The organism is Curtobacterium sp. NPDC090217, assembly GCF_044746705.1.
In the GTDB taxonomy this organism is placed as follows: Bacteria; Actinomycetota; Actinomycetes; order Actinomycetales; family Microbacteriaceae; genus Curtobacterium.
Window position 1 is genome coordinate 36,563 of record NZ_JBIVCR010000003.1, and the last position, 24,141, is coordinate 60,703.

Sequence of the window (24,141 nt, forward strand, 5' to 3'; positions counted from 1 at the left end):
TCAGGCACCCGTCGGTCCGAGGTTCTGGATAGAGAATATCAGTAGGCCGGACGGCACGCAACCCGGGCGTCGCGATCTGACAGGATTGACCCATGGCGACGACCGTGACGGCACCCCGTGGCATGCGTGACTTCCTCCCCGCGGACAAGGCGCGTCGCGAGCACGTCCTCGGTGTGATCCGGGGGGTGTACTCCCGCCACGGGTTCGACGAGATCGAGACCCCGGTGGTCGAGGACTCGGCACGCCTGCACTCCGGCCTCGGCGGCGACAACGAGAAGCTGGCGTTCGGTGTGATGCGTCGCGGGCTCTCGGTGGAGGACCTCCGCAGCGCCGAGGCCCCGCTCGACCTCGCCGACCTCGGGCTCCGCTTCGACCTCACGGTGCCGCTCGCCCGCTTCTACGCCTCGCACCGCGCCGAGCTCCCGACGGTGTTCCGCGCCGTGCAGATCGCACCTGTCTGGCGTGCCGAGCGTCCACAGAAGGGGCGGTACCGGCAGTTCGTGCAGTGCGACATCGACATCCTCGGCGAACCGGGACAGCTCGCCGAGATCGAACTCATCCGGGCGACGACCGCCGCGCTCGACGCACTCGGCGTGACGGGGACCTCGATCCGGATCAACGACCGCCGCATCCTCGTGGCACTGCTGGCGTCGTGGGGCATCACCGACCCGGTCGCCGCCGACCGTGCCCTGATCACGATCGACAAGCTCGACAAGATCGGCGCGGACGGTGTCGCGCGCGAGCTCGGCGAGGTCCTCGGCGTCGACCTGCCCGACCTCGCGGCGACGATCGGCGCGCTCGAGACGGCCGACTGGGAGAGCGTCAGCGGTGCCGCGTGGCTCGACGACGACGCCTTCGCCGACTTGCTCCGGCTCCGCGAGGCGCTGCCCGGCGTCGACCTGCGCTTCGACCCGACACTCGTGCGTGGCATGGGCTACTACACGGGGACCATCTTCGAGGTCGCACACCCGGACTTCGGGTACAGCCTCGGCGGCGGCGGGCGGTACGACGGCATGATCGGACGGTTCCTCGGGCAGGACGTCCCCGCCGTCGGGTTCTCGCTCGGCTTCGAGCGGCTCGTCGACCTCGTGACCCTGCCGGAAGCGGCCACCTCCGACGCCGTCGTGCTCGTGTACGACAAGAACGTGGACCCGGTCAGGCTCGCCGCGCTCAAGGGCGAGGCGCTCGAGCAGCACCACCGCGTCCGGCTCGAGAAGCGGACCAAGAACACGAAGAACCTGCTCGCCGGTCTGGCAGCGCAGGGCTTCGGGTCGTTCGCCACCGTCGGCGCGGACACGACCTCGCTCGAGGGCGTCGAGTTCCGCCCGCTCGCCTGACTCGTCCACAGTCGTCACCGAGCGCAGCGAAACCGTTCACCGCGCCTCGGTAGGATCGACACCGCAAGCACCACAACCGCAACGTGTAGGGAGTACCCCGTGGCCGTGATCGATGCCGTAGGAGCACGCGAAGTCCTCGATTCCCGAGGCAACCCGACGGTCGAGGTCGAGGTCCTCCTCGACGACGGCGTCGTCTCGCGCGCGCTCGTCCCGTCCGGCGCCTCCACCGGCGCCTTCGAAGCGTACGAGCTGCGCGACGGCGACAAGGCCCGCTACGGCGGCAAGGGCGTCCTCAAGGCCGTCGAAGCCGTCCTCGACGAGATCGGCCCGGCGCTGGAGGGCTTCGACGCCACCGACCAGCGCCTCGTCGACGCCGCGCTCATCGAGCTCGACGGCACCGAGAACAAGTCCCGCCTCGGCGCGAACGCGATCCTCGGCGCCTCGCTCGCCGTCGCCCGCGCCGCCGCCGACTCGGCCGACCTCCCGCTGTTCCGCTACCTCGGCGGCCCGAACGCGCACACCCTGCCCGTTCCGCTGATGAACGTCGTCAACGGCGGTGCGCACGCCGACACCAACGTCGACATCCAGGAGTTCTTCCTGGTGCCCTACGGCGCCGAGAGCTTCTCCGAGGCGCTCCGCTGGGGTGTCGAGACCTACCACGCCCTCAAGGGCGAGCTGAAGAAGCAGGGCCTGGCGACCGGCCTCGGCGACGAGGGCGGCTTCGCGCCGGAGCTCGCGTCGAACCGCGCTGCGCTCGACTTCCTCGTCGCGGCGATCGAGAAGGCCGGCTTCACCCCCGGCAAGGACATCGCACTCGGCCTCGACGTCGCGTCGACCGAGTTCTTCGCCGACGGCAAGTACAACTTCGAGGGCAAGCAGCTCTCCTCGCAGGAGTTCACGAGCTACTTCTCGGACCTCGTCGCGAACTACCCGCTCGTCACCATCGAGGACCCCCTCGCCGAGGACGACTGGGAAGGCTGGACCCACCTGACCGCCGAGCTCGGCGGCAAGGTGCAGATCGTCGGCGACGACCTCTACGTCACGAACCCGAAGCGTCTGCAGCGGGGCATCGACGAGCAGGCCGGCAACTCGATCCTCGTCAAGGTGAACCAGATCGGAACCCTGACCGAGACCCTCGACGCCGTCTCGCTCGCGCAGCGCCACGGCATGACGGCGATCCTGTCGCACCGTTCCGGCGAGACCGAGGACACCACCATCGCGGACATCTCCGTGGCGGTCGACGGCGGCCAGATCAAGACCGGCGCCCCCGCGCGCTCGGACCGCGTCGCGAAGTACAACCAGCTCCTCCGCATCGAGGAAGAGCTCGGCGATGCCGCGGTCTACGCGGGCCGCACCGCGTTCCCGCGCGCCGCAGCACTGTAACCAGCCGCCCGCCCGACGCGCCCCGTGCCTCCTGTCCGGAGGCGCGGGGCGCGTCCGTTCCGTCGAGACACCCCCGTTCCGTCGAGACACCGCAGAAAGTGGCGGCGTCTCGGGCGGACGGCGGCGCCGCCTGAGAAGGGGCCGGGACGGGGCGCGGCGGCGTGGGTCACGTCCGAGGTCGGGTTATCGTCGTGACGTGCCCAGCGAGAAGCCCCGCGTCCGCCGCGTCCCCGTGGCGATGCCCGACGATGCGCGAGCCGAGCAGCCCTGGTACCGCTCGATCCGGTTCTCCGGCTTCAGCCTGCTGATGCTCGCGATCATCGTGCTCTTCGTGGTGGTGCTCGCGCCGTCGCTCCGCACGCTCATCCAGCAGCAGGAGCAGATCTCGCAGAAGCAGCACGAGGTCGCCGCGCAGAAGTCCGACGTCGCGCAGAAGAAGAAGGACGTCGCCCGCTGGGACGACCCCGCCTACATCGAGGCGCAGGCCCGCGACCGCCTGCTCTACGTCTACCCGGGCGAGCAGAGCTTCCTGGTGATGGGGGAGGGCACGACCTCCGCCGACGGCGGACCGACGACCGACTCCGGCACGCCGGTGAGCTCGACGGTGCAGACCCCGAAGGTGGACTGGGTGCAGGCGATGCTGTCCTCGGTGCTGAAGTCCGGACTGTCCGACGAGACCACGCAGGAACTCGTCGCGCCCGACGTGTCCGGCAGCGGCAACTCCGGGAACTGACGTCACGTCGGTGCGAGGCCGTCCGGAACTCCGGTAGCCTCTTGTACCCGTGACGACCCCTCCGTTCGACCCGCCGTCCGAGCACGACGTCCAGGTGGTCTCGGCCCAGCTCGGCCGCCCCGCCCGTGACGTCGTCGGCATCGCGGCGCGCTGCGTCTGCGGCAACCCGACGGTGGTCGCCACGAAGCCGCGCCTGTCGAACGGCACCCCGTTCCCCACGCTCTACTACCTGTGCCACCCGGCGGCCACCGCTGCCGTCAGCACACTCGAGGCGAACGGCGTGATGCCGGAACTCGCCTCGCTGCTCGAGGACCCGGAGACGGCCGAGCGCTACCGCGCTGCCCACGAGGCCTACCTCGCTGACCGCGAATCCATCGAGCACGTCGACGAGATCGACGGCATCAGCGCTGGCGGCATGCCCGTCCGCGTGAAGTGCCTGCACGCCCTCGTCGGTCACACACTCGCTGCCGGCCCCGGCGTGAACCCCATCGGCGACCTCGCGCTCGAGCGCGCGAGCTGGTCGCCTGACCGGTGCGAATGCCGGGCGTATGATGAGGGTGCAGACGCCGGAGTCGGGGCGGGTGGTGGCGAATTCTGACCAGCCGCCCGGCAACCACCCCCACTCCAAGGAGATCATCCCCCGTGCCCAAGATCCTCGTCGTCGGCGGCGGTTACGCCGGCTTCTACACCGCATGGAAGCTCGAGAAGCACCTTCGCCAGGGCGAAGCCGAGGTCGTCATGGTGGACCCGCTGCCGTACATGACGTACCAGCCGTTCCTCCCGGAGGTCGCCGCCGGTTCCATCGAGCCGCGTCACGCCGTCGTCTCGCACCGTCGTCACCTCAAGAAGACCCGTGTCGTCACGGCCAAGGTCACCAAGGTGGACCACGCCTCGAAGACCGCGACGATCACGCCGGCGATCGGCGAGCCGTGGGAAGAGTCCTACGACCAGATCGTCATGACCGCCGGTGCCGTCTCCCGCACCTTCCCGATCCCGGGCGTCGCTGACGAGGCCATCGGCCTGAAGACCATCGAGGAAGCCGCGGCCATCCGCGACAAGATCCTCACGAACTTCGCCAAGGCGTCGAACCTGCCGGCCGGTCCGGAGCGCGACCGCCTGCTCACGGTCGTCGTCGTCGGCGGTGGCTTCGCCGGCATCGAGGTGTTCGCCGAGCTCCGCTCGTTCGTCACCGACCTGCTGAAGAGCTACCCGCAGCTGTCCTTCGACGACACGCACTTCCACCTGGTGGAGGCGATGGGGCGCATCATGCCCGAGGTGTCCCTCGAGACCTCGCACTGGGTGCTCAAGAACCTCGCGGAGCGCGGTGCGAACGTGCACCTCGAGACGCAGCTCGCGTCGGCCGTCGGTGGCGTCTGCCAGCTCAAGGCCAAGGACGAGTCGATCGAGACCATCGAGTCCGACCTCATCATCTGGACCGCCGGCGTCATGGCGAACCCGATGGTCAAGGGCACCGACTTCCCACTCGAGCCCCGCGGCCGCATCACCGTGCAGCCCGACCTCCGCGTCGTGAACGAGGACGAGGTCATCGCCGACGCGTGGGCCTGTGGCGACGTCGCAGCCGTCCCGGACCTCACGGGTGCCGGCGTCGGCGGCATGTGCGTCCCGAACGCGCAGCACGCCGTCCGTCAGGCCAAGCAGCTCGCGAAGAACCTGGTCGCGGTGCTCCGCGGCGAGGCGACCGTGGACTACAAGCACGACAACCTCGGCGCCGTCGCGGGCCTCGGTCTCGGCATCGGTGTCTTCCAGTCGGGCAAGTTCGCGATGAAGGGCTTCCTCGCATGGGGCGCGCACCGTGGCTACCACGGCATGGCGATGCCGTCGTGGGAGCGCAAGTGGCGCGTCATCGGCGACTGGGTGGGCGGCTTCTTCCTGGGCCGTGACATCGCGTCGCTCGACGACCGCGAGACCCCGCGCGCCGCGTTCGAGGCATGGGCGTCGCGCCCGAAGCCTGCTGCTGCCGAGGAGCCGAAGGCCGTCGCTCCGTCGCCGGCAGAGGGCACGCCCGCCGGTGCCGCCGGCCCCGCGTACGGCAAGCCCGCCGAGGACGTCTCGAACGAGGCAGCCCCGGTCGACGGCGAGAAGGCCGACGCCGCGAAGGCCGACGCCGCGAAGGTCGACGCCAAGTAGCGATCACCCGATCACGCCGAAGGGCGGTCACCCCACACGGGGTGACCGCCCTTCGTCGGTAGGCTGGATCGCCGCGCCCCCGTGGCCCAACTGGCAGAGGCATGCGACTTAAAATCGCCGAGTTGTGGGTTCGAGTCCCACCGGGGGTACGTCAGTGCAGGCGGTACGCCGTCACCATCGGGCAGGTGAACGGGTCGCGTGCGGCGAGCCCGACGCGGTTGAGGTAGGCGACGACGATCGCGTACGACTTCCCGAGGCTGGCCTCGGTGTACGGGATGCCGTGCTTGGCGCAGTGCGCCTTCACCATCGGCTTGGCCTTGCGCAGGTTCGGGCGCGCCATGCTCGGGAAGAGGTGGTGCTCCGCCTGGTGGTTGAGCCCGCCGAAGAGGTGGTCGGCCCAGATCCCGCCGGTGATGTTGCGCGAGGTGCGCACCTGGCGGGACAGGAAGTCGATGCGGGCGCCCTCGGCGATGATCGGCATGCCCTTGTGGTTCGGGGCGAACGAGCCGCCCATCATCACGCCGAACACGGCGAGCTGCACGCCGAGGAAGGCGGCGGCGACGGGGAACGGCATCAGCGCGAAGACGGCCCAGAGGTAGATGCCGAAGCGGGCGACGAGGAGCGATCCCTCGATGACGCGGTCACGACCGGTGCCCTTGATGTGCTGGCCGGTGACGATTGCCTTGACGCCGAGGAAGTGCAGGTTCGCGCCCTCCATCGTCAGGAGCGGGAAGAACGCCCAGCCCTGCACGCGGGTGAGTGCACGGAGGAGACCCTTGCGCTCGGCTGCGTCCTCCTCGATGAAGGACACGGTGTCCTGCGCGATGTCGGGGTCCTTGCCGATGGTGTTCGGGTTGCCGTGGTGGCGGTTGTGCTTGTTCATCCACCACGTGTAGGACAGCCCGACGACGAACGTGCCGACCCAGCGGCCAGCGTGGTCGTTCCACTTGCGTGACGCGAACACCTGACGGTGCGCGGCTTCGTGGGCGAGGAACGCGAACTGGGTGAACAGCGCGCCGAGGATCCCGGCGGGGATGAGGACGAACCACGAACCATCGAGCAGTGCAACGGCGGTGAAGCACGCGGCGACCAGGGCGACGAGCACGCCGAACACGGCCCAGTAGAAGCCGACACGGCGTTCCAGGAGTCCGGCGGCACGGACCTCCTCGAGGAGGTCCTTGTAGGTCGACGTCGCGGTTGCTGCTCCGGCGACGCGAGGAGTGGTGGGGCGGTACAGGGTCGATGAAGCGGGCATCAGGGGGCTGCTTCCATCAGGAACAGCCCTTCGGCCGAACTCAGAGTTCCCGCGAATGCGGTTGCATCGAAACCTAGGGGCTGAACCTGAGCACGCACCGTGGAGTGCGCGTATCGTCCAGCCGAGGTCGTCCCCCGTTGTGTGGCGATTCCGGGCACGGAGGTCCCCGACCGTGAAGCACATCATCTACGGCTTGGCGACGGTCCTCACGACGGACGACGCCGCGTACGCGGTGCTCGAGTACGCGGCGGCCCTCGCGCAGGCGGGGCTGGCCGACACGGTGCACGTCCCGACCGTCGATCGCTGGGGGATGGCCACCACGTCGAGCATCCTGCTGGCGCCCGCGATCGGGCTGCTCGTGCAGTCGGCGCCGGACGACGAGCTGCACCCGGAGACCGAGGGGTTCACAAGCGACATCCGGTGGCGCACGCGGGCGGTGCAGACCGCGCACTGACCCCGGTGACCGTTAGCATGCTCCGGTGGTGGGATTCGGCAGCGCGCTCGCGAACCTCCGTGGTGTCCTCCGGCAGCCGGAGTCGCACGTCGAGGTGGTCGACGGCGAGACCGTCCCGGTCGGCATGCTCCTCGGCACGCTCGGCACCCTGTTGCTCGACGCCGGCAGCTCCGTCACCGACGTCCGTTCGGCGCTCGAGAAGGCCCGCGACTCCGCCGGCATCGGCCCGGAGCTCGCGGTCGGGGTGCTCCCGGCACTCGTGATCGTCAGCGAGACCGCGACGGGATCGGCGACGATCGTGAACGCCGAGGGCGTCGAGCTGTCGTCCCGGCAGGCGGCGCGCGCGAATCGGCTGGTCCTCGGGCTCGAGAGCGGCTCGATCGCCCTCGCGGAGATCCCGGCGCGGGTCAGGGCGATCCGAGCGGGCACCCGTCCGCCGGCGCCGCTGCCGTGGATCGCGGGCAACGCCCTCACCGCCGCAGGACTGGCGGTCGTGTTCCGCTGCCCGTGGTGGGCGATCCTGGTCACGCTCGGCGTCGGCGCGCTGGTCGGGGTCATCGGACTCCTGCTCCGTCGCTTCCGCGAGGCGGTCGCCATCATCCCGTTCCTCGCGGCGTTCATGTCGACGGCGGTGGTCGGACTCGTCGTCGCCCAGACCGGCTTCGGGCACGTCCCGCTCTTCGCCGTCTGTGCACCCGTCGCGGTGTTCGTCCCCGGGGCGCTCATCACGAACGCCCTGCTCGAACTCACCGCGGCGGACATCGTCACCGGGGCCTCGCGGCTCGTGCAGGGCGTGATCATGCTCGGCTTCATGGCCGCCGGGATCGCCGCCGGGAGCGCCCTCACCGGGCTGCACGTCGACCCCTCGTCCGCGGCCCTCGTCGGCGAGGTCGCCGGGGTCGGGACCGACCGCGGCGGCTGGGAAGCGGTGCCGTCCTACTGGGTGTCGTGGGTCGCGGTGGTCGTCCTGGCGCTCGGTCTCGGCCTGGTCTTCGGCTCCGGCTGGCGTCTCACGCTCGTGTCCGTCGCGGTCATGGTGACCGCCTACGCGGTGCTGAGCGGTACGAGCCCGCTGTGGGGCAGCGTCGTCGCGACCGGTGTGACCGCCGCCCTGCTGTTCATCGCCACCCGCCTGCTCGAACGGCTCGTCCCGGTGATCCCGGCGACGGTGTCGTTCTTCCCCGCGTTCCTGTTGCTCGTCCCGGGCACGGTCGGGCTCGTCGCAGTGTCGACCCTCGACCCGGTGGCGCTCGCCACCCCGCTCGCGACGTTCGCGAGCCTGTGCATCGGCACGAAGATCGGTGGGCTGCTCCCCGGATTGTTCGCCCGCACCGCCCCGGCGCACTGAGCCGAATCGCGCGTAGGAAGCCGAATCGCGCGTAGGAGGCCGGATTTTCCGACCACCTACGCGCGATTCGTCTTCCTACTGCGGGTGCGATGGGAAAGAACGCGACCAGGGCCGGACGGGAGGCTCGTGGCGGGCCCGCCACGAGCCTCCCGTCCGCTACGGGGCCAGCAGCAGCCCCGCTGCGTCGTCCTCGGCGGCCGTCGCCTTGGCGAGGTAGTGCACCTTCTTGCCCGTCGCGTTGTACGGCAACTCGGTGACGAACCGGTACTTCCGCGGGCGCTTGTAGCGAGCGAGGCCCGGGTGCGACCCCGTCCACTGCTCGAGTGCGGCGGCCGCGTCGGCGTCCTCCGACGGCAGCCCGCGCTCGGCACGGATGACGTACGCCGTCACGACCTCGCCCCAGCGCTCGTCGGGCACCCCGGTCACGATCGAGTCCGCGACGCCTGGGTGTTCCTGCAGGACCGCCTCCACCTGCACGGGGTGCACGTTCTCGCCGCCGGAGATGATCATGTCGTCCTTGCGCCCGACGATCGTCACCCGCTCGTGCTCGTCCCACGTCGCGAGGTCGCCCGGGTAGAACCAGCCGTTCGCGAACTTCTCCGCCTCGAGGCCGGGGTTCCGGTACGAGTACCCGGACTTCACGGTGCGGACCGCGAACTCGCCGATCTCGGTGCCGTCCTTCGCCACGGTGTCGCTCGGCGCCGCGAGCTCGTCGGCGTACACCCGGACGACCGCGACGTCGTCGTCGGTGGATGCCCGGCCCGTGGAGCCGGCGCCGTCGGGGAAGTCCTCCGGGCGCAGGAACGTGTTCCAGAAGGTCTCCGTCGTGCCGTAGCCGTTGAAGATCCGCGGGGAGAGCAGCTCCTGGTACCGCAGGGCAGCGGCCCGGTCGAGCGGCGCCCCCATCGTCACGATGCCGTGCAGGGAGGACAGGTCGCGCGGTCGCTTCTCCTGCGCGTTCGCGAGCTGGACGAGGTTCGGCGGGGCCCCGATGAGGAACGTCAGCCGTTCCGACTCGACGAGGTCGAGTACGCGGTCGGCGTCGAAGTGCCGGAGCGTGGTGAGCTCGGCCCCGACGTAGAACACCGGGTTCGGGCCGCCGGAGTAGAGCCCACCGCGGTGGAACAGCGGCGACATGTTCAGCGTCTTGTCGAAGGGGCTCAGCGGGAAGTGCATGACCACGTCGTGCGCGCTGAGCACCTCGACGAGGCTCGGGAGCGGGACGGGCTTCGGTCGGCCCGTCGTCCCGGAGGTGTACAGCCGCGTCGTCTCGTCGTAGGTGCTCCGCGGCTCGGTCGGCGTGAGTTCGTCCGCCGTCACCGGGTCGGCCGCGAGCAGGTCGGCGAAGGGGACGTCCTGCCGGAGCGCATCGCCGACGACCACGACGTGCGCCGGGTCGTGCGAGGCGCTCGCCAGCGCGGCCGTGATGTCCGTGGTCCGGTCGGCGTCGTACACGAGCACGACCGGGGCCGAGTCGTCGACGATGAACGCGACCTCGTCGGCCGCGAGCCGGAAGTTCGTCGGCGAGAACACCGCGCCGATGCGGTGGCACGCCAGGTAGAGCATCGCGAACTCGGGGGAGTTGAAGAGCTCGACCATGACGACCGAGCCCTTGCCGGCGCCGTGCCGGAGGAGCCATCCGCCGATCCGGTCGACCGCGTCGCCGAGTTCCGCGTACGTCCACGACCGGTCCGTGTCCGGGTCCCGGAGGGCTGGACGTCCGGCGAAGCGGTGCGTGTTCCGTGCGAAGCCGTTGGCGTAGGTGTAGCTGCCCTCGAAGACCTCGCGGAACCGGGTCGGGTCGTAGTCGGATCGGGTCTTCGTCATCGTCGCTCCCATGCGCTCGTCGGTGCTCCGACGCACCGTTCGCCAGCGTAATCCGCGCGCGCAGTGCCGGGCGCGCGGCGCGCGAGACGGTCGAGTGCGCGGCCGGACTGGAGGCTCGGTGCCGGTCAGCCGCGGACGTCCGGTTCCAGGACCCGGACCCACAACCAGGTGGCGGCCGCCACCGCGGCGCACCCGCAGGCGACGACACCCATGGCGACGGGGGAGACGTGGGTCCCGGCGGAGCCGGAGTAGACGGCGGCGGCCAGGGCGACGCCGACCGCGGCGATCGACGCGTACCGGCCCCGGGAGTGCGCCCACAGTGCGCTGCCTGCGGAGCCGGCGACCGGCAGCAGCGTCACGACGAGCGACCCGAGACCGCCCACGCAGAGGGTGATCGCGAACTCGGACACGAGCGACGTCCAGAAGCCGGTTCCCGGGGTGAGGCTGTGCAGCAGCCACCCGGCCGCGGCGAGGACGAGCAGCGCGATCGAACGCCACGTCGCGCTCCTGGCGCAGGCCGCGATCCCGGTGCCGAGGCGCATCGCGGCCGTGTCGACGTCGAGGCGTCCGGCCGGGACCAGGAGGACGCCGATGACAATCGCCGGGGAGAGGTCCGCGACACGGGTGATGCCGCACGCCACGAGCGCGGCGAGCACGAGCCACGGCGAGACGCGGTACCCGACCGTGTGCCGGTCGGCGCCGGCGGTCCAGCGGGTCGCCAGCACCACCGCGGCCGCGAGGACGGCCGCACCGAGCAGGACCGCGATCGCGAGGCGGACGTACCGCGCCTCGAGCTCGACACCGACCCCGAGCAGGGTCAGCACGGCGGCGAGCGGGACCGCCACGGCGACGGACGCCCAGGTCGGGAGCGCCTCGTCACCACGGGTGCGCTCCGCGCGGGGGCGGTTGCGCCCGGTGAAGGACGCGAGGCGGACGGGCATGCGACCGCGGAGTGTGCGGGCGACGAGTCGCGCGGGCCCGGCGACGAGGAGCAGGAACCCGGCTGCGACCGACGCGGCGACGAGGAGCGTTCGCCACGAGAAGGACGACTGGATGGTGGGGACGGTCTGGTCGAACGTCGTCGCGATCGACCAGTCGCCGGCGGGGCCGGACCAGTCGTGCCCACCGGTACCAGGGCCCGCGCTGCCGCCGCCGGTCCCGGCTCCGCCGGTCGCCGTCCCGCTGCCGGCGCCGCTGCCCGGGGTGTGCCCGGAGGTCCCGCCCGAGCCGTCGGCCGTGCCCGGTCCTGCCGTCCCGGTCGCGGGGCCACCGGTTCCGGTGGACCCGCTCGGGGCGCTGCCGCCCGGTGCACTCGAACCGGGGGCGCTGGTGGAGCCCGCCCGGACCGTGACGTCCACGGCCGAGGACGACCGCGAGTGGTTCCCCGCGGCGTCGTGCTGCAGCGCGGTGACCTGGTGGCGGCCCGCCGTGAGCGTCGTGCCCTCGGCCGAGCACGCCCAGGAACCGTCCGAGCCGACCGTGGCGCCGCACACCGCGACGCGGTCGACGTAGGCGGTCAGGGTGGCGCCGGGCTCACCCGTGCCGCGGATCGTCAGCGGCTGGGTGCCGATCCGTGCTCCGGTCCGCGGGTCCGTGACACGCGGGGCGTCCGGCGGAGTGCGGTCGATCGTGATCGACACCGGCTGCGATGCGGCGCTGCGGAGGTCGGACCGGAAACCGCCCGCGGTGCTCGCCGTCTGGGTGGCCGTCATGGTGACGGTGCCGGTCGGGCGCGGCGATGCCCCCGTCGCCCAGGAGACGATCCAGCGGCCGTCCGGTCCGACGACCGCGGTGCGGACGGCGGCGCCGCCGTTCGTCGTGGCGCCGGAGAGTGACACCGTGACGGTCATGCCCGCGTCACCGGTGCCGGAGACGGAGCCCGCGGTCGGTGCCCGCGTGGTGATGGTCGGCGGGACGACGACGTCGGACGCAGGAGCGTCGGCGGTGCGGCGGGAGGGGTCGGTGGTGTCCTGCACGGTGAACACCTGCTGCGGACCGGTCTGGACGGTGCCGTAGCAGGACCACGCGCCACGGGGGTCTGCCGTCGCGGTGCACACCGAACGGCTGGAGACGGCGGGGTCCATCACACGGACGGCGTGTCCGGGCGTCGCCGTGCCGTGGAACCGCCCGGTCGCGCTCGTGACGTCGCCGGGGTCGGCGATCGTCGGGTCCACCGGGGGACGGTCGGTCGGGGGAGCGGTCGGGGACGGGGAACCCGTCGGGGCGGACGACGGCGGGGCCGGCCGGGTGTCGGACTGCGTGGGGGCGGCCGGTGCCGTCGGCGCCGCGGTGCTCGTCGCTGCCGCCGACGTGACGGTGGTCGCTGCTGGCCGCGACGTGGTGGTCGCTGCTGCTGCCACCGGGGCGGCCGCGAGGGCGAGCAGGGCTGCGGCGAGCGTCGCGGTCAAGCCCGCCAGCACCGTGCCACGGGCGGACTTCCGGGGTCGACGAGCAGGGCCGTCGCCCCCGACTGCCCTGGTGTCCACGTGGTCCCCGCGCGTGTTCATGCCCCTCCATCCCACGTCATGGCGACTGATCGGTCAATACACCTCGCGGATGATCTCCCCGATCCGAGCCGGTCCCGAACGTGGGGTGTGCGTGCCTGGGGAATCAACCGTGAACCCCGGGCCGCGCTCGGAACCGTCACCGAGCGTCGTTACAATCAACGATGGTCGTCCGGTGTGCACCATCGGCCGCCGCACGCGAGCATCCCGACGCGACAAGGAGCACTCCCGCATGGACACCGGACTCATCACGACACTGATCGTCATCGGCGTGGTGGTCGTGGTCCTCGTGGTCGTCGGGATCTACCTCTGGGTCACGTACAACTCGCTCGTCACGCTGAAGGTCCGCGTCGACGAGGCGTGGAGCGACATCTCCGTGCAGCTGAAGCGCCGCGCGGACCTCATCCCGACCATCGTCGACACGGTGAAGGGGTACGCCACGCACGAGAAGTCCGTCTTCGACGACGTGACGAAGGCCCGCTCCGAGACGTTGAGCGCCGGCGACGCGACAGCGGCATCCGCAGCCGAAGGGCACATGCAGAAGGCCCTGAAGAGCGTGTTCGCCGTGGCCGAGGGGTACCCCCAGCTCCAGTCGAGCCAGAACTTCCTGCAGCTGCAGACCGAACTCGTCGACACCGAGGACAAGATCCAGTCGGCCAGGCGGTTCTACAACGGCGGCGTCCGCGAGCTGAACACCAAGATCAAGGTGTTCCCGAACTCGTCCTTCGCGAAGAGCCGCGGCTTCGACGAGGCATCGTTCTTCGAAACGGCCGAGCCGGCGGCCATCGCCGAGCCGCCGCGCGTCCAGTTCTGACGAACCGGCACGGCTCCCGCAGATGTACAGCGCCATCGCGCGCAACAAGCGCAACACCGTCGTCATCGTCTTCGTCTTCCTGCTGATCATCGGCGCCCTCGGGTTCCTCGGCGGGTACCTCGCGGGCAACGTCTCGATCGGTGTGATCGTGCTCGTCGTCGCCATCGGGTACGCCGTCCTGCAGTACTTCACCGCTTCGCGCCAGGCGACCGCCATCGCCGGCGGCATCGAGATCGACCGGAACACCGAACCCCGGCTCTGGCGCACGGTCGAGAACCTCGCGATCGCCACCGGGATGCCGATGCCCCGGGTCTACGTCATCCGTGACCCGTCCCCGAACGCCTTCGCCACCGGCCGTGACCCGGAGCACGCCGTCGTCGCCGCCACCACCGGGCTGCTCGAGATCATGGACGACCAGGAGCTGCAGGGCGTGATGGCGCACGAGCTCGGACACGTCCGGAACTACGACATCCGGGTGTCGACGATGGTCTTCGGGCTGGTCGTCGCCGTGGGCCTCATCGCGGACGTCCTGCTGCGCATCTCGATCTTCAGCGGACTGACCGGCGGGCGGAACCGGAACAACGACAACGGCGGCGGTGCGAACCCGATCCTGATGATCGCCGGGCTCGTCGCCGTGCTCGTCGCCCCGATCGCGGCGATGGGCGTGCAGGCGGCGGTCTCCCGGCAGCGCGAGTACCTCGCCGATGCGACCGGTGCGCTCACCACCCGGCACCCGGAGGGCCTCGCGCGGGCGCTCGAGAAGCTCGGGGCCCACGGTCGCCCGATGCAGACGCAGAACTCCTCCATGGCGCACCTGTGGATCGCGGACCCGATGCGGCCCGGACTCATGGACCGGTTGTTCTCGACGCACCCGCCGCTGCCGGATCGGATCGCGCGGCTCCGCGCGAATCAGGACCGCTTCTAGACGGTCGCGTCGGCCGCGGCGGGCTCGGGGGCGTCCGCGTCGTCGGCCGCCACGTGCGGGACGAGCGGCACGCCGAGCGCCCCCGCCAGTGCGCGGGCGGCCGTCCCGCGATCGGTGACCTCGATGCCGTCGAGCCCCTGCCACGCCGCTGCCCGGCGCAGGGTGTCTGCCAGGCGATCCGCATCGAGCACGGCGTCGTCTTCCTGCCAGGCCGTCCGCACGCGGAGGACCCCGCGCTGCCGGTCGCTCTTCAGGTCGACCCGGCCGACGAGCGTGTCGTCCTGCAGCACCGGGAGCACGTAGTACCCGAACACCCGCTTCGGCGCCGGCGTGTAGATCTCGATCCGGTAGTGGAACCCGTACATCCGCTCGGCACGTCGCCGGAACCACACCACGGGGTCGAACGGGCTCAGCACCGCACTGGTCGTCATCGTGCGCGGGACCCGGGCGTCGGCGTGCATCCACGCCTGCTCCCGCCAGCCCTCGACCCGCACGGGCAGCAGTTCCCCGGCGTCCTGCAGCTCGGCGATGGCCGCCGCGGTGTCGTCCGAGCGCAACCGGTAGTAGTCGGCGATGTCCGCACGCGTGCCGACACCGAGCGCGCGTGATGCCCGGCCGACGAGCTCGCGGATCGCGTCCGCGCGAGCAGGCGCCGTCTCGAGGAACCCGGCCGGCAGCACCTGCGACGGCAGCGCGTACACCCGCTCGAAGCCCGATCGCCCCGCGCTCACCACGTCGCCCCAGCGGAACATCAGCTCGAGCCCGAGCTTGACGTCGCTCCACCCCCACCACGGCCCACGGCGCACGTTCGACTCGTGCTCGACGGCACTCGCGGGCATCGGCCCTTCGGCACGGAGCATCGCGTGCAGCTCGCGCCGCACGGACTCGGTCCTGGTGACGTGCTCGACACGGACCGGGGCGGCGTCCCGCTCGCGCATCGCGTCCATCTTCCAGCGGAACAGCCGGAGGTCGTCCCGGGGGATGAACGCGGCTTCGTGCGCCCAGTACTCCAGGTACGGGCCGCGCTTCGCGAACGTCAGTCGATCGAGCGCGGTGCGGTCGTAGGGGCCGAGCCGGGCGAACAGCGGCAGGTAGTGGCTCCGCTCGAAGACGTTGACCGAGTCGATCTGCAGCAGGCCGAGGCGGTTGATCCCCGCGCTCAGCGACCTGGTGACGACGGTGTCCGCCGGCGGCCGCCCGAAGCCCTGCGCAGCGAGTACGACGCGCCGGGACTCGGCAGCGGAGAGCGTGGTCCTGACCATGTCCTCGACCCTAGTGAGCGCCACCGACGCCCACCTGCCGACGTATATGCCGCATCTGGAACCTGTCAGGCGACACACGGATACACTCGCGGCATGGCATGGGGACGCAAACAGACTCATCCCGACCCCGTGGTCGAGGATTCGGTACCGGTGGGCATGCGCATCGCCGGGGCGTGGTCCTGGCGGGTGCTCGTCGTGGTCGGGGTGATCGCGCTCTTCATCTGGCTGATGACGATCTTCAGCGAGATCCTCATCCCGTTCCTCATCGGCATCGTGATCTCCGCGCTGCTGGTCCCGTTCTCGAACTGGTTGCAGCGCCACCACGTCCCGAAGTGGATCGCCGTCATCGTCAGCCTGCTGGCCGGCATCGCCGCGCTCGGTGGCCTGATCTGGCTCGTCGTGGACCAGGTGATCGCGTCCTACCCGTCGCTCCGGGACCGGACGCTCTCGCAGTACGCGAACATCCGCGACTTCGTGCTCAATTCCGGCCTCGGCATCACCCAGAAGGACGTCAACGGCTGGCTCGACGACGCCACGAAGTGGTTGCAGGACAACTCCGGGTCGATCCTCTCCGGCGTCGCGAGCGCCGGGTCGAGTGCGACCCACGTGTTCGAGGCCCTGTTCATCATCCTGTTCACGACGATCTTCCTGCTCATCGACGGCAAGAACGTCTGGCGCTGGACCGTGCGTCTCTTCCCGAAGAAGGCGCGCGCAGCGGTCGACGGTGCCGGGGTGGCCGGCTGGATCACCCTGACGAGCTTCATCCGCGTGCAGATCTTCGTCGCGTTCGTCGACGCCGTCGGCATCGGCCTCGGTGCCTGGATCGTCGGGCTGTTCTTCGGGGGCATGCCCCTCGTCATCCCGATCGCCGCGTTCGTGTTCCTCGGGGCGTTCATCCCCGTGGTCGGTGCGATCGTCACCGGGTTCCTGGCGGTCTTCGTCGCGCTGATCTTCAACGGACCGATCGCCGCGGTCCTCGTGCTCGCGGTCGTCCTGCTCGTGCAGCAGATCGAGGGACACATCCTCCAGCCGTTGGTGATGGGCAACGCGGTGAAGGTGCACCCCCTGGCGGTCGTCCTCGGCGTCACCGCGGCCTCCGGTCTCGCTGGCATCGCCGGCGCGTTCTTCGCGGTCCCCCTGATCGCGACCGTGAACGCGATGGTCACCACCATCGCGAGCGGCCGGTGGCGTCGACTCGACTCGGACCACGTGCTCGAGGCCACGCCCAAGCGTGGGCAGCACGGCAAGATCCAGCTCCTCCGCCGTCGCCGGCACACCACGCTGGACGACGTCCCGGCGCCCGGCAGCGACAAGGAGCCCACGGCCGCTGACGGCACCGCCAGCACCAACTGACGTCATCGGTTCGCGGGCGGGGCCCCGCACCGGCGATGATGGGGGAGTGACCGACACCAGCGCTCCTCCCCAGGCCCCCACGCTCGCCGACATCGAGGCTGCGCGGGAGACCATCGCGGGCGTGGCGCGCGTGACCCCGATGGAGACGTCGCAGTTCCTCGCGGAGCTCCTCGGGTCGCCCGTGCACCTGAAGTGCGAGAACCTGCAGCGCACCGGTGCGTACAAGGTGCGCGGGGCGTACAACCGCCTGTCAGCGCTGACACCAGAGCAGCGCGCGAAGGGCGTCGTCGCCGCCAGCGCCGGCAACCACGCCCAGGGCGTCGCCCTCGCCGCCCGTGAGCTCGGGATCCCGGCGACCATCTTCACGCCGGTCGGCGTCGCCCTGCCGAAGCTGCAGGCGACCCGGCACTACGGGGCCGAGGTCGTCCTCCGCGGCCACTCCGTGGAAGAAGCACTGTCGGCCGCCAAGGACTTCGGCGCCCGCACGGGTGCCGTGTTCATCCCGCCGTTCGACCACCCCGACGTCATCGCCGGACAGGGCACCCTCGGGCTCGAGATCGTCGACCAGGTCCCAGACGTCGACACGGTCGTGGTCCCGATCGGCGGCGGCGGCGTCATCGCCGGCATCGCCATCGCGGTGAAGGGACTCGCCGAGCGTCTCGGCCGCACGATCCGCGTGATCGGCGTGCAGGCGGCCAACGCCGCGTCCTACCCCGACTCGCTCGACGCCGGGGAGCCGGTGACCATCCAGACCACGCCGACGATCGCGGACGGCATCGCCGTCGCCCGACCCGGCGAGCTCAACTTCCCGATCATCCGCGACCTCGTCGACGAGATCGTCACGGTCTCCGACGACGACGTCGCCCGGGCGCTGCTCGTGCTCCTCGAGCGCGCGAAGCTGGTCGTCGAGGCCGCAGGCGCGGTCGGCGTGGCAGCGATCATGGCCGGCGCCGTCAAGGACACCGGTCGGACCGTCGTGCTCCTGAGCGGCGGGAACATCGACCCGCTCATGATGGAACGCGTGATCACCCGTGGTCTCGTCGCCGCGTCGCGCTACATCGGCATCCGGATCATGCTGCCGGACCGCCCGGGGCAGCTCGCACGGGTCTCGCAGGTCATCTCGGACGCCGGCGCGAACGTCGTCGAGGTCCTGCACACCCGGCACGGGCAGGGGCTCGTCATCAACGAGGTCGCCCTCGACCTGTCGATCGAGGCCCGCGGCCCCGAGCACGCCGAAGAGGTCATCCAGCGGCTCCACGAGGCGGGCTTCCGCCCGGAGCAGCTGCTGCACTAAGCCTCCCGTCCGGCCAGCGGCGCGGATCGCGCCCCGCAACGAACAACGCGCCCCGTCAGGACGGGGCGCGTTGTTCGTGAGGGGGCGCGAGCCTACGGCTCGTAGCGCTCGACCTTCGTCACCTCGACGGCGATGTCCTTGCCGTTCGGCGCGGTGTACGTCGTGGCGTCGCCGGCGCGGAGGCCGACGATCGCGGCGCCGACCGGGCTGACGGGGCTGTAGACCGTCAGGTCGGAACCCTCTGCCACGATCTCGCGGCTGCCGACGAGGAACGTCGAGGAGTCGCCCGCGATGGTCGCCGTCACGACGGTGCCCGGCTCGACGGTGCCGTCGAACTCGGCTTCGCGGACGGTCGCCGTCTTCAGCAGGTTCGTGAGCACGCGGATGCGGGCCTCGATCTTGCCCTGCTCGTCCTTCGCAGCGTGGTAGCCGCCGTTCTCCTTGAGGTCGCCCTCTTCGCGAGCGGCCTCGATGCGGCGGGCGATCTCGGCACGGCCTTCGCCGCTCAGCTCCTCGAGCTCCGTCTGGAGGCGGTCGAACGCCTCCTGCGTGAGCCAGGTGGCCTGCGTGTCGTTGCTCATGAAAGTCAATCCCTTCGGCCATGAAAGAACGAGACCGACCGGAGCGGTCGATCTCGTCAGGCGAATCAGGGCAGTCTAGGGAACCCAGCAGGTGTGGATCAAGCCGGTCACGCCGCGTGTCGTGGTGTTCACCTCGGTCGAGATCGACCGAGAGCGCTCGGTGGCGGCGGGCAGCGACACCGTCTTCCAGCCGACGATCGTGTACGACTTGTCGAGCACCTGGACGGCGCACTCGGCCTTCGTGCCCGGATCCACCGACACCTGCGAGTGCACCACGGCCTTGTGTGCCGAGAGGATCTCGTAGCCGACGTCCTCGGTGTCGAGGCCGTGCGAGGTCTGCCCTGGGCCCGCCCAGATGACCCAGGCGCCGAACACGACGACGATCGCGGCCGCCGCGGCGATGGCGATCGTGCGGGTGCGACGGGTGCGCCCGGGGGTGCGGCCGTAGCGGTCGTCGAGGGTGGCCGTGGTGGTCGGGCCAGACGCGGTCGGGCCAGACGGGGTCGGGTTCAGCTGTTCGGACAGTTCGGGGCTCCCGGGGTGATTATCCTGATCCCAGGGTAGTTCACGCTCTCCGTGCGCCACCCGCACCCCCGATGCGCGCGACGTGCATCCCGATCGCCAGCAGTGAGGAACGTCCGGTGCCCTACCGCCTGATGGCCGTGCACGCCCATCCCGACGACGAGTCGAGCAAGGGAGCGGCCACCTCGGCGAAGTACGTGGCCGACGGCGACCAGGTCCTCGTGGTCTCCTGCACCGGCGGCGAGGCCGGCGACATCCTCAACGACCACCTCGGCGAACCCGCCACGAGCCACGCGCACCGCGACATGGCCGGCTACCGCCGTGGCGAGATGGCGGCTGCGCAGGCGGCACTCGGCATCGACCACGTCTGGCTCGGCTACCACGACTCGGGACTGCCCGACGCCGAGCAGGGCGAGACGGTGCGACCCGGCACGTTCTCCACCGTCCCGCTCGAGTACAGCACCGAGGCCCTCGTCCGCGTGATCCGTCGGTTCCGCCCGCACGTGCTCGTCACCTACGACGAGAACGGCGGGTACCCGCACCCCGACCACATCCGCACGCACGAGGTCTCCGTGGCCGCCTGGCGCGACGCCGCCGACCCGGCGAAGTACCCGGACGCCGGGGAACCCTGGTCGATCTCGAAGCTCTACTACGAGCGCACCATGAACCCGCGCCGCTTCACCGCGTTCTACGAGGCACTCAGGGAGCGCGAGCCGGACAGCCCGCTCCTCGAGCAGCTCGGCGAATGGGTGGAGCGGTTCGCCGACCGGCCCGACCTCGCGACGACGCACGTGGACGTGCACGAGTACTTCGACGCCCGCGACGCCGCACTCCGTGCGCACGCCAGCCAGGTGCCGCCGGACAGCCCCTTCTTCTACTGGCCGAACGACCTCCTCGCGACGGTGTGGCCGACCGAGGACTACCAGCTGGTGGAGGCACGCGTGCCCACCGACCTGCCGGAGTCCGACCTCTTCGCGGGGATCCCACCGGAACAGGACGTCAACGCGTGAGCACCATCGCGGCAGTACTCGCCGTCACCCCGAGCCCCAGCCCGACCTCGGCCGTCCCCGACGTGGACGTCACGCCGGGGGTCGCCGGGTTCATCGCGATCGCGGTCATCGCGGTCCTGACGATCCTGCTCGTGGTGGACATGACCCGCCGCATCCGGCGCACCCGCTACCGCGCGGAGATCCGGGAGCGCCTCGAGGCCGAGGCCCGTGGCGAGGACGTCGGCGGCTCCGACGAGCCGGTCCGCACCGACGTCGCGGACGACACCGAACGCGGCTGACGGGACCGGTCACCGGCCTGGAGGCCCCTGCCGGACCCCGCCACGAGCCTCCCGTCCGCCGTTCCGCGCCTGTCGGGCCGAATCGCGCGTAGCGAGCCGAATCGCGCGTAGGAGGTCGAATCGCGCGTAGGAGGTCGGAAGTTCCGGCCTCCTACGCGCGATCCGGCTTCCTATTGCACGCGTTGTGGGAGGGAACGCGCGCGGTGCCGAGCTCGTCGTGCGCGGTCAGCGGACCGGGTGCAGGGCCACCAGCAGGATGCCGACCCACTGCGCGGCGAACGCGGCGACCGTCAGCGCGTGGAAGACCTCGTGGAACCCGAAGACGGTCGGGGACGGGTTCGGCCGCTTGAAGCCGTAGACCAGCGCGCCGACGACGTACGCGAGCCCGCCGGACAGCACGAGCACCGTCATCGGGACGCTCGCCGCGAAGAGCTGCGGCAGGATCCCGAGCGCAGCCATGCCGAGTGCCAGGTAGAGCGGCACGTAGAGCCAACGCGGTGCGCCGATCCAGAACACCCGGAACGCGATGCCGAGGAGCGCGCCGCCCCACATCACCCAGAGCACGACGAGCATGAGCGTGTGTGGCAGGGCGCACACCGCCACGGGCGTGTACGTGCCGGCGATGAGCAGGAAGATGTTCGTGTGGTCGATCCGCTTCAGGACCTTCTTGACCACCGGTCCCCACGGGAAGCGGTGGTAGGTCGCGGAGACGCCGAACATGATCAGCGACGTGGCCATGAACACGGCGGACCCGGCCTTCGCTGCCGGACTCGCAGCGAGCGAGACGAGCACGATGCCCATCGCGATGGCGAACGGGAACGTGCCGAGGTGGATCCAGCCGCGCCAGGCCGGACGCGGTTCGACGGCCGACGCGGCTGCCTGCGACGCTTCCTCCGCGGCCTCGTCCGCCGCTTCCTCCGTGAACGGGACGTGGGGGAGGGTGTCGCTGTCCCGGTCGTGCTGCATCCTCCGACGATATGTCCGGCCGGCACCCGGACGGCTGGGAGTCCGCACCGAGGAGCCGTGCACTACAGTCGTTGCGTGACCGGCAGGCTGGGACGGGAAGGACGCGGGATCCTCTACCGCGCCTACCAGCAGCGCATCCGGAAGCAGATCGACGGTGCGCCGACCCCGAAGCACGTCGCGATGATCGTGGACGGGAACCGCCGCTGGGCGAAGCAGCTCGGCCTCGAGACCGCCGCGCACGGACACCGGGCAGGCGCGGCGAAGATCCCCGAGTTCCTGACCTGGTGCGAAGACCTCGACGTGCAGGTCGTCACGCTCTACCTGCTGTCGGCGGACAACCTCAAGGGCCGCGGCGGCGACGAACTCCAGGAACTCATCGGCATCATCGCCGCGCTGGCCGATCACCTGTCGCGGCAGGGCACGTGGCGTGTGCAGCACGTCGGTTCGAACGACGGGCTTCCAGACGAACTCGTCGCGGCGCTGTCGGAAGCGGAAGCCAGGAGCGCCGGCAACACCGGGCTGCACATCAACCTGGCGGTCGGGTACGGCGGCCGGCGGGAGATCGCCGACGCCATGCGCAGCATCGTCCGCGCGCACGGGGAAGGCGGTGGGACGCTCGACACCCTCGCCGAGGTGCTGACCCCCGAGCTCATCGGCGACCACCTGTACACGCAGGGGCAGCCGGACCCTGACCTGATGATCCGCACCTCCGGTGAGCAGCGCCTGTCGGACTTCATGCTGTGGCAGAGCGCGCACAGCGAGTTCTACTTCGTCGAGGCGTTCTACCCGGACCTGCGCGAGGTGGACTTCCTCCGGGCCGTGCGCGACTTCGGGCGTCGGTCGCGGCGCTTCGGCGGCTGAGGCGTCAGCGCGCGTTCCGGCGTCGATTCGGGTGCTGACCCGGGTCCCAGTACACTCACAGGGTTCTGTTCCTGTGAAAGGTGTCCGCTGTGACCACGATCGACGAGTACGCCGCCGGCTTCGCCGAGGATCCCGGGTACCTCGACCACGCCGCCTTCGGGCCCGTGCAGACCGCCGTGCTCGAGGAGCAGCGCGTCCTCGGGACCATCCAGGAGCACATGCGGTTCGGCGCGATGGAGACGCTCGACGAGCAGGACGCCCGCGTCCGTGCCGTCGCTGCACGGCTGGTCGGCGTCCGCGAGGAGCAGGTCGTGTCGCAGACCGCGACGACGCCCGGGCTGCTCCACACCGCGTTCGGGCTGACCGGTGGCGTGCTCGTCGCCGCGGACGAGTACCCCTCGATGCCGCTGGCGCTGGCGAGTGCCGCGTCGGCCACCGGGGGCCGTGTGCGCCCCGTCGTCATCGAGTCCGGCGCGGGGTGGGTGACGCCGTCGCTGGTCGCGTCACGACTCGCCGCGGCCGCCGACTCCGGCGCCGATGACATCACCGCCGTCGCCGTGTCGCTCGTGGACTGGCGTACCGGGTACCTCGCCGACCTCGCCGGCATCCGCGAGGTCATCGGCGACCGTCTGCTCATCGTCGACGCGATCCAGGGCTTCGGCGTCGTCGACGCCCCGTACGAGGCCGCCGACGTCGTGGCGACCGGTGGACAGAAGTGGCTGCACGCCGGGTGGGGCACGGGGTTCGTGTCGTTCAGCGACCGTGCGCTCGGCCGCCTGCAGCCGGCGCTGTCCGGCCCGCACGGCACGACCGGGTGGCCGGTCGAGGTGCCGTCGGTGCGTCCTGGAGCCGCCGGCTTCACGATGACGCGGATCGACCCCGTCGCTCAGGCGCGGCTCGCGGTCTCCCTCGAGCGGCTCACCGCGGTCGGGGTGTCCGCCGTGCAGGAGCGCGTCGCGGACCGCGTGGAGCGGGTGTTCCAGATCGCGGACGAGTTCGGGCTCGAGGTCGAGTCGAGCCGCGACCCGGCCGAGCGTGCGGGCATCGTCGTGCTCCGGCCCGCCGAGGGACGACTCACCGCGCTGTCGGCGGCGCTGCACAACCACGGCGTCACGGCGAGCACCCGACTCGGCACGGTCCGGGTGTCGGTGTTCGCGTCGACGACGGACGAGACGCTCGACATGTTCCGGGACGCCTGCATCTCCTACGCCACCTCGTTCTGACGCGCGCGCGTGCGCGTCAGCCCCGTCCGTCCGTGCTGCCAGAGCGACACCCGTTCGCCCGGG

22 protein-coding genes and 1 tRNA gene are annotated in these 24,141 nt (G+C 71.0%); 16 read left to right on the plus strand and 7 right to left on the minus strand.

What is annotated here, in order from left to right:
• Positions 1 to 92 precede the first annotated feature (92 nt).
• The 6 genes from hisS (at position 93) to ACIPJ2_RS12075 (ending at position 5,750) form a co-directional block, all read left to right on the plus strand.
• On the plus strand, positions 93 to 1,337 hold the full coding sequence (gene hisS / locus ACIPJ2_RS12050; protein WP_402729021.1) for a histidine--tRNA ligase: 1,245 nt from the start codon (positions 93 to 95) through the stop codon (positions 1,335 to 1,337).
• Between the two features lie 99 nt (positions 1,338 to 1,436).
• Positions 1,437 to 2,720, plus strand: coding sequence for a phosphopyruvate hydratase (eno, locus tag ACIPJ2_RS12055; protein WP_402729022.1), 1,284 nt, complete (start codon positions 1,437 to 1,439; stop codon positions 2,718 to 2,720).
• A 196-nt stretch (positions 2,721 to 2,916) separates the two neighbouring features.
• Positions 2,917 to 3,453 (plus strand): septum formation initiator family protein, encoded by a 537-nt coding sequence (locus ACIPJ2_RS12060; RefSeq protein WP_281267117.1) that lies wholly within the window; start codon positions 2,917 to 2,919, stop codon positions 3,451 to 3,453.
• 49 nt (positions 3,454 to 3,502) lie between these two features.
• Positions 3,503 to 4,051, plus strand: a complete 549-nt coding sequence (locus ACIPJ2_RS12065) for a DUF501 domain-containing protein (protein WP_281267118.1) — start codon at positions 3,503 to 3,505, stop codon at positions 4,049 to 4,051.
• A gap of 44 nt (positions 4,052 to 4,095) precedes the next feature.
• Complete coding sequence (locus ACIPJ2_RS12070; protein WP_402729023.1) at positions 4,096 to 5,601, plus strand: NAD(P)/FAD-dependent oxidoreductase; 1,506 nt, start codon at positions 4,096 to 4,098, stop codon at positions 5,599 to 5,601.
• Between the two features lie 75 nt (positions 5,602 to 5,676).
• Positions 5,677 to 5,750: transfer RNA gene (locus ACIPJ2_RS12075), tRNA-Leu, on the plus strand.
• A gap of 2 nt (positions 5,751 to 5,752) precedes the next feature.
• Here the strand turns inward: ACIPJ2_RS12075 and ACIPJ2_RS12080 are convergent.
• Positions 5,753 to 6,856: a fatty acid desaturase family protein gene (locus ACIPJ2_RS12080; RefSeq protein WP_402729024.1), complete on the minus strand. Its 1,104-nt coding sequence runs from the start codon at positions 6,854 to 6,856 to the stop codon at positions 5,753 to 5,755.
• 172 nt (positions 6,857 to 7,028) lie between these two features.
• Between ACIPJ2_RS12080 and ACIPJ2_RS12085 the strand changes: the two genes are divergently transcribed.
• Positions 7,029 to 7,310, plus strand: a complete 282-nt coding sequence (locus ACIPJ2_RS12085) for a hypothetical protein (RefSeq protein WP_402729025.1) — start codon at positions 7,029 to 7,031, stop codon at positions 7,308 to 7,310.
• Positions 7,311 to 7,335: 25 nt separating this feature from the next.
• On the plus strand, positions 7,336 to 8,658 hold the full coding sequence (locus ACIPJ2_RS12090) for a threonine/serine exporter family protein (RefSeq protein ID WP_402729026.1): 1,323 nt from the start codon (positions 7,336 to 7,338) through the stop codon (positions 8,656 to 8,658).
• A gap of 156 nt (positions 8,659 to 8,814) precedes the next feature.
• Here the strand turns inward: ACIPJ2_RS12090 and ACIPJ2_RS12095 are convergent, their stop codons facing one another.
• Together ACIPJ2_RS12095 and ACIPJ2_RS12100 are read right to left on the minus strand one after the other, a co-directional pair.
• A complete protein-coding gene (locus ACIPJ2_RS12095) occupies positions 8,815 to 10,485 on the minus strand; it encodes a class I adenylate-forming enzyme family protein (protein WP_402729027.1) in 1,671 nt (556 codons plus the stop codon).
• Between the two features lie 125 nt (positions 10,486 to 10,610).
• Complete coding sequence (locus tag ACIPJ2_RS12100; RefSeq protein WP_402729028.1) at positions 10,611 to 12,992, minus strand: Ig-like domain-containing protein; 2,382 nt, start codon at positions 12,990 to 12,992, stop codon at positions 10,611 to 10,613.
• Positions 12,993 to 13,221: 229 nt separating this feature from the next.
• On the opposite strand from ACIPJ2_RS12100, the gene ACIPJ2_RS12105 reads away from it, so the two are divergent.
• Positions 13,222 to 13,803: a LemA family protein gene (locus ACIPJ2_RS12105; protein ID WP_281267125.1), complete on the plus strand. Its 582-nt coding sequence runs from the start codon at positions 13,222 to 13,224 to the stop codon at positions 13,801 to 13,803.
• A gap of 22 nt (positions 13,804 to 13,825) precedes the next feature.
• Positions 13,826 to 14,728, plus strand: coding sequence for a M48 family metalloprotease (locus ACIPJ2_RS12110; protein WP_402729029.1), 903 nt, complete (start codon positions 13,826 to 13,828; stop codon positions 14,726 to 14,728).
• On the opposite strand, the gene ACIPJ2_RS12115 is transcribed toward ACIPJ2_RS12110, so the two are convergent.
• Entirely contained in the window at positions 14,725 to 15,990 is a 1,266-nt protein-coding gene (locus ACIPJ2_RS12115; protein WP_402729030.1) for a winged helix-turn-helix domain-containing protein, read from the minus strand. The genes ACIPJ2_RS12110 and ACIPJ2_RS12115 overlap by 4 nt on opposite strands.
• 93 nt (positions 15,991 to 16,083) lie before the next feature.
• Between ACIPJ2_RS12115 and ACIPJ2_RS12120 the strand changes: the two genes are divergently transcribed.
• Both ACIPJ2_RS12120 and ilvA read left to right on the plus strand, forming a co-directional pair.
• Positions 16,084 to 17,343: an AI-2E family transporter gene (locus ACIPJ2_RS12120; protein ID WP_402729031.1), complete on the plus strand. Its 1,260-nt coding sequence runs from the start codon at positions 16,084 to 16,086 to the stop codon at positions 17,341 to 17,343.
• Between the two features lie 46 nt (positions 17,344 to 17,389).
• Positions 17,390 to 18,637, plus strand: coding sequence for a threonine ammonia-lyase (gene ilvA / locus ACIPJ2_RS12125; RefSeq protein WP_281267129.1), 1,248 nt, complete (start codon positions 17,390 to 17,392; stop codon positions 18,635 to 18,637).
• Between the two features lie 92 nt (positions 18,638 to 18,729).
• Here ilvA and greA read toward each other — a convergent pair whose 3' ends face one another.
• Both greA and ACIPJ2_RS12135 read right to left on the minus strand, forming a co-directional pair.
• On the minus strand, positions 18,730 to 19,218 hold the full coding sequence (gene greA, locus ACIPJ2_RS12130) for a transcription elongation factor GreA (protein WP_402729032.1): 489 nt from the start codon (positions 19,216 to 19,218) through the stop codon (positions 18,730 to 18,732).
• Positions 19,219 to 19,293: 75 nt separating this feature from the next.
• On the minus strand, positions 19,294 to 19,803 hold the full coding sequence (locus tag ACIPJ2_RS12135) for a DUF4307 domain-containing protein (RefSeq protein ID WP_281267131.1): 510 nt from the start codon (positions 19,801 to 19,803) through the stop codon (positions 19,294 to 19,296).
• A 56-nt stretch (positions 19,804 to 19,859) separates the two neighbouring features.
• On the opposite strand from ACIPJ2_RS12135, the gene mca reads away from it, so the two are divergent.
• Positions 19,860 to 20,750: a mycothiol conjugate amidase Mca gene (gene mca / locus ACIPJ2_RS12140; RefSeq protein ID WP_402729033.1), complete on the plus strand. Its 891-nt coding sequence runs from the start codon at positions 19,860 to 19,862 to the stop codon at positions 20,748 to 20,750.
• Positions 20,747 to 21,028: a hypothetical protein gene (locus ACIPJ2_RS12145; RefSeq protein ID WP_402729034.1), complete on the plus strand. Its 282-nt coding sequence runs from the start codon at positions 20,747 to 20,749 to the stop codon at positions 21,026 to 21,028. Before mca ends, ACIPJ2_RS12145 begins: the two co-directional genes overlap by 4 nt.
• A 225-nt stretch (positions 21,029 to 21,253) precedes the next feature.
• On the opposite strand, the gene ACIPJ2_RS12150 is transcribed toward ACIPJ2_RS12145, so the two are convergent.
• Positions 21,254 to 21,994 carry a hemolysin III family protein gene (locus ACIPJ2_RS12150; protein ID WP_402729035.1) on the minus strand — a complete coding sequence of 247 codons (741 nt, stop codon included), beginning with the start codon at positions 21,992 to 21,994 and terminating at the stop codon, positions 21,254 to 21,256.
• A 75-nt stretch (positions 21,995 to 22,069) separates the two neighbouring features.
• Between ACIPJ2_RS12150 and ACIPJ2_RS12155 the strand changes: the two genes are divergently transcribed.
• A complete protein-coding gene (locus ACIPJ2_RS12155) occupies positions 22,070 to 22,855 on the plus strand; it encodes an isoprenyl transferase (protein ID WP_402729036.1) in 786 nt (261 codons plus the stop codon).
• An 89-nt stretch (positions 22,856 to 22,944) separates the two neighbouring features.
• On the plus strand, positions 22,945 to 24,078 hold the full coding sequence (locus tag ACIPJ2_RS12160) for an aminotransferase class V-fold PLP-dependent enzyme (RefSeq protein ID WP_402729037.1): 1,134 nt from the start codon (positions 22,945 to 22,947) through the stop codon (positions 24,076 to 24,078).
• Positions 24,079 to 24,141 lie beyond the last annotated feature (63 nt).

What these genes read in the sequence shown, in the direction of transcription:
- hisS (WP_402729021.1), top strand. Translation starts at nt 93, where the DNA reads ATGGCGACGACCGTGACGGCACCCCGTGGCATGCGTGACTTCCTCCCC.
- ACIPJ2_RS12080 (WP_402729024.1), bottom strand. Translation starts at nt 6,856, where the DNA reads ATGCCCGCTTCATCGACCCTGTACCGCCCCACCACTCCTCGCGTCGCC.
- ACIPJ2_RS12095 (WP_402729027.1), bottom strand. Translation starts at nt 10,485, where the DNA reads ATGACGAAGACCCGATCCGACTACGACCCGACCCGGTTCCGCGAGGTC.
- ACIPJ2_RS12100 (WP_402729028.1), bottom strand. Translation starts at nt 12,992, where the DNA reads ATGAACACGCGCGGGGACCACGTGGACACCAGGGCAGTCGGGGGCGAC.
- ACIPJ2_RS12105 (WP_281267125.1), top strand. Translation starts at nt 13,222, where the DNA reads ATGGACACCGGACTCATCACGACACTGATCGTCATCGGCGTGGTGGTC.
- ACIPJ2_RS12110 (WP_402729029.1), top strand. Translation starts at nt 13,826, where the DNA reads ATGTACAGCGCCATCGCGCGCAACAAGCGCAACACCGTCGTCATCGTC.
- ACIPJ2_RS12115 (WP_402729030.1), bottom strand. Translation starts at nt 15,990, where the DNA reads ATGGTCAGGACCACGCTCTCCGCTGCCGAGTCCCGGCGCGTCGTACTC.
- ACIPJ2_RS12120 (WP_402729031.1), top strand. Translation starts at nt 16,084, where the DNA reads ATGGCATGGGGACGCAAACAGACTCATCCCGACCCCGTGGTCGAGGAT.
- greA (WP_402729032.1), bottom strand. Translation starts at nt 19,218, where the DNA reads ATGAGCAACGACACGCAGGCCACCTGGCTCACGCAGGAGGCGTTCGAC.
- ACIPJ2_RS12150 (WP_402729035.1), bottom strand. Translation starts at nt 21,994, where the DNA reads ATGCAGCACGACCGGGACAGCGACACCCTCCCCCACGTCCCGTTCACG.